Below are 3,756 nucleotides of genomic sequence, written 5' to 3' on the forward strand. Positions count from 1 at the left end.
GTTTGCGCCGCCGCCGCTGGGGGACACGGAGGCCTTCCTCGCGCCAGAGCCGCTGGATCTTCTTGTGGTTCACGACCCACCCCTCGCCGCGAGCGTCGTGGTAGGCCCTGCGGTATCCCCACCGCGGATGCTTCTTCGCGTACGCGCGCAGCCAGTCCCGCAACGCCCTGTCCGGGTCGGCGGTCGTGTCGCCCTTGAGCGGGCGACGGTACGCGGACCTGCTCAGCCCGGCCAGACGGCACGCCATCCGCTCGCTCACCTGCAGTGTCCTGATCAGGTGAGCGACGGCGGCGCGGCGCCTGCCCGGGCCTAGAAGTTTCCCTCAGCCAACTCCTTCAGCGCGGCCTTCTCCAGCTCCGCTTCGGCCAGCAGCCGCTTCAGAGTGGCGTTCTGCTTCTCGAGCTCCTTGAGACGCTTCGCGTCGTCGGCCTTCAGGCCGCCGTACTGGTTCCGCCACCGGTAGTACGTCTGCTCGGACACGCCGAGCTCCCGACACACCGCGGCGACGTCCGCGCCGTCGGCGAGCATCCTGTCGGCCTGCCCGAGCTTTCGGACGACCTGCTCCGGGGTGTGACGCTTCCTGCTGTTCGTCATGATCTGACCAGTCTCCCTGCCCGAACCCTCGGGCGACAGGACGACTCACACAACGACTGGACCTACAAGACGGGGTCAGTCCAGGTCGAATTGTCCGCGACTGGCGAGCAGAAAACCCGCAGCAGCCGTTAGGGCGTTGCCGTAGAGCACTCCGGGTTTGGTCAGCGAGTAGTAGCGGGTCAGCGTGGAGCGGATGCCGGTGCCGGTTGCACGTGCCGCCAATGCGCCGTCAGTGCCATCAACCCGATCACCCACCGAGTCCGCTGCGCCCGGTAGCGCCTCGTTATTTCTTGATCCACTCACGGCAGTCATTCCTCCAAAATTTCTGATCTCCCGCGCTGCATTAAGTTGCTGCCAACCATTGACGGCGCAACTGACATTTAAATCTCGTCGAAGATTCCAAGCGCACAAACATGCTAACATACCGGCTAGACGGTAACTTGAGTCCAGTAAGGAACAACAGATGCCCAAGAGCACACGCCCAAGACAGCGGGACTTGGAACGCACACGATCAGCGCTGCTTAGTGCCGCGCGCCAAGAAGTCAAAAAGCGCGGCATAGGCGTGAGCCTCGACGCGATTGCCCGAGCCTCCGGGGTATCGAAGGGCGGTTTGCTGCACCATTTTCCGACGAAGGACGAACTGCTCTTCGCACTGATCAAAGATGTCTACGAAGAGTTCGAGGCAGAGGTCACCCGCAGAGCCGCTGAAGAACCGGCCGGACCCGGACGCCTCGCCCGAGCATATGTCCGGGCGACGTTCCACGAACTGCGTGCCCCCGACCTGCTGCTTGAACACAGCACCCTGCTGAGTTTCCTCTCCATGATCCCTTCGATATCAGAATTCGCACGTGAAGAACTCACTCACTGGACTGACACGTTGAGCTCAGATGGGATTTCGGCGGACGTTGTGCGGCTGGTCATGCTCGCCGCAGACGGCGCATCTGTCGGCATGTTGAGCATGCAAACACCGTCACCGTCGGACTTGGACGACCTTGAACATCAGCTCGTCACCCTAATCAAACGGCATGAGACTGTTGCCGAGCTGATCCACGGACACAATCCGCTGCCGTCACCATGACACCGTTCCACTCATGAAATCAGACACCTTTCAGACAGGAGCTTCCATGACCACCGAAGTAACAAGTACGCCCGTGAAAAGCCGTAAGGGACTGCGCCTCACTTTTGCGTGGATCGCGCTCGTCCACGCGGTCCTCGTGTTTGCGCAGCCGATTCTCGCTGGTATGAGCCTTGAAGGCGATGACAGTGCTCTCGACATGCACTACTTCAACGGTATGACCATCATGACTATCGCCGCAGTGCAGATCATCGCTGCCCTGCTGTGGTGGAAGCCCGGCGGTGGCCCCTCCCGCGCTCTCGCCCTGTCTGCCGTGCTTCTCGGCCTCGAAGTGGCGCAATTCCTCCTCGGTGATGCAGGAAAGCTCGCTATCCATTTGCCGCTTGGCATCATCACGCTTCTCGGTGCCGCTATGGTCGCCAGCATGGGTTTCCGTGACTCTCATGGTAAAGAGGTTGAGACGACACCTCGCGAGCAAGCATGACGCGAGGGCCGTCATCTATATCCGGTTGGGGCCGCCGCGTCGAGGTTGATCGTCGCACCTTTTTACGAGGCTCCGCCCTCGCTCTCGGGGCGTTTACCGTCGTCACGACCACGGGCTGTATCCCGTCCTCCTCTCGCGGCGCAATCAGCACATTCGGGAAGATCGACTTTGTCAATCAGCTGAACATTCCTCCGCTCGCTGCATCAACAGTGCGAGACAATCAGCGAGTCTTTGACCTCACTGTGCAATCTGGGCGTTCCTCGATCGTGTCGCAGGGCGACACCGATACCTGGGGCGTGAACGGACCGCTGCTCGGCCCCACGCTGCGCGCGAAACGCGGCGAACAGGTTCGCATGCATGTAAGCAACCAGCTGGACGAGGCAACCACTCTGCACTGGCACGGCATGCGGGTGCCAGCGTCAGCAGACGGTGGTCCGCACCAGATGATCGAACCCGGTGCGGTGTGGTCGCCTTCCTGGACCATCGACCAACCAGCCGCCACGCTGTGGTACCATCCGCACCCGCATGGGCAGACCGAGCGCCATGTACACCGGGGCATCGGCGGGTTCTTCCTCCTCGACGATGACAACGAGTCGCAGCTTCCGCTTCCTCGAGAATATGGTGTCGACGACCTCCCCCTCATCGTGCAGGATAGGACGTTCGACGAGCATGGTGCACTCGTCGAAACTGAGCGACGCGACAACGGCATGCTCGGCGACACACTGCTGGTGAACGGCACCTTCGCACCCTGGTTCGAGGTCACTGCTGAACTGACCCGCCTCCGCCTGCTCAACGCCTCGGCAGCTCGAAGCTACTACTTCGGCTTCTCCGATGGGCGTCTCTTCTCGATGATCGCGAGCGACGGTGGCCTGCTCGAAGCTCCGATTGATCTCGAACGCATCATGCTGACCCCGGGCGAACGTGCCGAAATCTTGGTCCGAATGCAACCCGGAGAAGAAGTCGTGCTGCGCTCCTTCCCCCAAGATCTTGGAATCACTCAGCGGCTTGCTGACCGCACCGGTGCGGCTGACGAACTCGACGTTCTTCTTCTTTCAGCCGGAAACGAATTACGCCAGGCGCAACTATTGCCTGCAATATTCGGGTCCCTCGGCACGATGACCCCGGCTGATGCGGCGCAGACGCGCACCTTTGAGCTCGGTGACAACCGGATCAATGGTCAACGCATGGACATGGAACGCATCGATGCAGAAGTTGCGGCGGAGACTATCGAAGTGTGGGAAGTGCAAAATATCCACACGAAACCGCATAACTTCCATATTCACGACGTGCAATTCTTGGTGCTCGATATCGACGGTGACGCACCGCCATCGGAGCTCACAGGATGGAAAGACACGATCTATGCGCCGCCTGGCGTTCTGCTCCGGCTCATCATGCGCTTCGGGCAGAATCCCGACCCCGAGATTCCCTACATGTACCATTGCCACCTGTTATGGCATGAAGACGCCGGCATGATGGGCCAGTTCGTTGTCCAGTAGCGCGATGTGGTGGGGACTCGGAGGCGTCTTCCTTGGGGGAGCTTTGCCCTGGCTGTCTCGCGTCAAGTAGTTGGCAGGATTTCTTCGGTTTCGAAGTTGGGGATGGT

At 60.8% G+C, this 3,756-nt stretch carries 4 protein-coding genes and 1 pseudogene; 3 read left to right on the forward strand and 2 right to left on the reverse strand.

All coding sequences use genetic code 11. From position 1 onward, the window contains the following. Together AX744_RS20370 and AX744_RS20375 are read right to left on the reverse strand one after the other, a co-directional pair. Positions 1-594: pseudogene (locus AX744_RS20370) on the reverse strand (transposase); the annotation flags it as partial. 75 nt (positions 595-669) lie between these two features. After that, positions 670-816 carry a hypothetical protein gene (locus tag AX744_RS20375; protein WP_157543642.1) on the reverse strand — a complete coding sequence of 49 codons (147 nt, stop codon included), beginning with the start codon at positions 814-816 and terminating at the stop codon, positions 670-672. A 241-nt stretch (positions 817-1,057) separates the two neighbouring features. Between AX744_RS20375 and AX744_RS20085 the strand changes: the two genes are divergently transcribed. The 3 genes from AX744_RS20085 to AX744_RS17115 are packed head-to-tail and all read left to right on the forward strand — an operon-like array spanning position 1,058 to position 3,649. After that, on the forward strand, positions 1,058-1,672 hold the full coding sequence (locus tag AX744_RS20085) for a TetR/AcrR family transcriptional regulator (protein ID WP_082738571.1): 615 nt from the start codon (positions 1,058-1,060) through the stop codon (positions 1,670-1,672). Positions 1,673-1,718: 46 nt separating this feature from the next. After that, a complete protein-coding gene (locus AX744_RS17110) occupies positions 1,719-2,153 on the forward strand; it encodes a hypothetical protein (protein WP_061018222.1) in 435 nt (144 codons plus the stop codon). Then, positions 2,150-3,649 carry a multicopper oxidase family protein gene (locus AX744_RS17115; protein ID WP_082738572.1) on the forward strand — a complete coding sequence of 500 codons (1,500 nt, stop codon included), beginning with the start codon at positions 2,150-2,152 and terminating at the stop codon, positions 3,647-3,649. The genes AX744_RS17110 and AX744_RS17115 overlap by 4 nt, the downstream gene beginning before the upstream one ends. Positions 3,650-3,756: the final 107 nt, after the last annotated feature.

Source organism: Microbacterium sp. CCH5-D1 (assembly GCF_001557335.1).
Lineage (GTDB): Bacteria > Actinomycetota > Actinomycetes > Actinomycetales > Microbacteriaceae > Microbacterium > Microbacterium oxydans.

Coding starts and splice junctions, on each gene's coding strand:
- AX744_RS17115 (WP_082738572.1), top strand. CDS start 2,150: ATGACGCGAGGGCCGTCATCTATATCCGGTTGGGGCCGCCGCGTCGAG.
- AX744_RS20085 (WP_082738571.1), top strand. CDS start 1,058: ATGCCCAAGAGCACACGCCCAAGACAGCGGGACTTGGAACGCACACGA.
- AX744_RS17110 (WP_061018222.1), top strand. CDS start 1,719: ATGACCACCGAAGTAACAAGTACGCCCGTGAAAAGCCGTAAGGGACTG.